2 tRNA genes and 2 rRNA genes (1 of these 4 running past the window's edge) are annotated in these 2,375 nt (G+C 46.1%); all 4 read right to left on the bottom strand.

The annotated features are described in order from the left end of the window. A 23S ribosomal RNA gene (locus AAEO58_RS13415) occupies positions 1-259 on the bottom strand (it extends 2,703 nt beyond the left edge of the window). Between the two features lie 131 nt (positions 260-390). After that, a tRNA-Ala gene (locus AAEO58_RS13410) sits at positions 391-464 on the bottom strand. Positions 465-542: 78 nt separating this feature from the next. Further along, positions 543-616 (bottom strand) — tRNA-Ile (locus tag AAEO58_RS13405). 86 nt (positions 617-702) lie between these two features. Further along, positions 703-2,216 (bottom strand): 16S ribosomal RNA (locus AAEO58_RS13400). Together the 16S and 23S rRNA genes with 2 tRNA genes alongside form the textbook arrangement of a ribosomal RNA operon. Between the last annotated feature and the right edge of the window lie 159 nt (positions 2,217-2,375).

Raw genomic sequence — 2,375 nt, 5'->3', positions numbered from 1 at the left:
TGGTTTGGGCTAATCCGCGTTCGCTCGCCACTACTTACGGAATCACTTTTGTTTTCTTCTCCTCCGCCTACTTAGATGTTTCAGTTCAGCGGGTTTGCCCCCTATCGGGTAATGCATCTTCAATGCATTGGGTTGCCCCATTCGGATATCTACGGATCAATTCGTGTGTGCCAATCCCCGTAGCTTTTCGCAGCTTATCACGTCCTTCATCGCCTCTGAGAGCCTAGGCATCCCCCATACGCCCTTATTTTGCTTATGTGCCGCCTATTTTTATAAATAAAAATAGGACTTTCTTTATAAATACATGATTAATCATGTATCTACTGTACTTTCTACTTTTTAAATATTTTTATCTCAATATGTCAATGAACTTTTTTCCTTTCGGAACTGTGGAGAATATCGGAGTCGAACCGATGACCTCCTGCGTGCAAGGCAGGCGCTCTAGCCAGCTGAGCTAATCCCCCAATTTGAATTCAGAATTTAGAATTCAGAATTATGAATTGTGAATTCTCAACTTCCAGAATTTCCTAAGTAAAACATAGTAGTCCCGCCCAGACTCGAACTGGGGACCCCTACATTATCAGTGTAGTACTCTAACCAGCTGAGCTACGAGACTCTGTTTTTACTTATTTGTATTATTTGAATTAACAGCGAGAGTAATATTTATCGTATCGTAAAGATAGCTTCTCGTTTCTTCTCTAGAAAGGAGGTGTTCCAGCCGCACCTTCCGGTACGGCTACCTTGTTACGACTTAGCCCTAGTTACTAGTTTTACCCTAGGCAGCTCCTTGCGGTCACCGACTTCAGGCACCCCCAGCTTCCATGGCTTGACGGGCGGTGTGTACAAGGCCCGGGAACGTATTCACCGGATCATGGCTGATATCCGATTACTAGCGATTCCAGCTTCACGGAGTCGAGTTGCAGACTCCGATCCGAACTGAGATAGGTTTTGTAGATTCGCTCCTGCTCGCGCAGTGGCTGCTCTCTGTACCTACCATTGTAGCACGTGTGTGGCCCAGGACGTAAGGGCCGTGATGATTTGACGTCATCCCCACCTTCCTCACAGTTTACACTGGCAGTCTCGTTAGAGTTCCCGACATGACTCGCTGGCAACTAACGACAGGGGTTGCGCTCGTTATAGGACTTAACCTGACACCTCACGGCACGAGCTGACGACAACCATGCAGCACCTTGTAAATTGTCCGAAGAAAAAACTGTTTCCAGTCCTGTCAATCTACATTTAAGCCCTGGTAAGGTTCCTCGCGTATCATCGAATTAAACCACATGCTCCACCGCTTGTGCGGGCCCCCGTCAATTCCTTTGAGTTTCACACTTGCGTGCGTACTCCCCAGGTGGGATACTTATCACTTTCGCTTAGCCACTCAGATTGCTCCGAACAGCTAGTATCCATCGTTTACGGCGTGGACTACCAGGGTATCTAATCCTGTTCGCTCCCCACGCTTTCGTCCATCAGCGTCAATAACTTGTTAGTAACCTGCCTTCGCAATTGGTATTCCATGTAATATCTAAGCATTTCACCGCTACACTACATATTCTAGTTACTTCACAAGTATTCAAGTCTTACAGTATCAATGGCAGTTCCATCGTTGAGCGATGGGCTTTCACCACTGACTTATAAGACCGCCTACGGACCCTTTAAACCCAATGATTCCGGATAACGCTTGGACCCTCCGTATTACCGCGGCTGCTGGCACGGAGTTAGCCGGTCCTTATTCTTACAGTACCGTCAAGACTCTACACGTAGAGTTGTTTCTTCCTGTATAAAAGCAGTTTACACACCATAGATGCTTCTTCCTGCACGCGGCATGGCTGGTTCAGGCTTGCGCCCATTGACCAATATTCCTCACTGCTGCCTCCCGTAGGAGTCTGGTCCGTGTCTCAGTACCAGTGTGGGGGATCTCCCTCTCAGGACCCCTACCCATCATTGTCTTGGTAAGCCGTTACCTTACCAACTAACTAATGGGACGCATGCTCATCTTATACCGTTGGAACTTTAATTATCAAATGATGCCATTCAATAATACTATGGGGCATTAATCCAAATTTCTCTGGGCTATTCCCCTGTATAAGGTAGATTGCATACGCGTTACGCACCCGTGCGCCGGTCTCAAGTTCCGAAGAACTCTACCCCTCGACTTGCATGTGTTAGGCCTGCCGCTAGCGTTCATCCTGAGCCAGGATCAAACTCTTCATCGTATGTTGTTAAGTTGATAAATCAACTAATGTTTTCGATTCAAGTCGCTAGTCTTTTCAATAATAATCGAAAAATCTTACTCTCTCTTAATTTTCAAATCTGTATTGCTACAAATTTGTGCTGTCAATTCAATATGTCTATGAACGTGTCATTCTTTTTTT

The organism is Flavobacterium helocola (assembly GCF_038289885.1).
In the GTDB taxonomy this organism is placed as follows: domain Bacteria; phylum Bacteroidota; class Bacteroidia; order Flavobacteriales; family Flavobacteriaceae; genus Flavobacterium; species Flavobacterium cheniae.
Note: the sequence above shows the minus strand (reverse complement) of the source record. Positions and strands in the feature narration are given on the sequence as shown.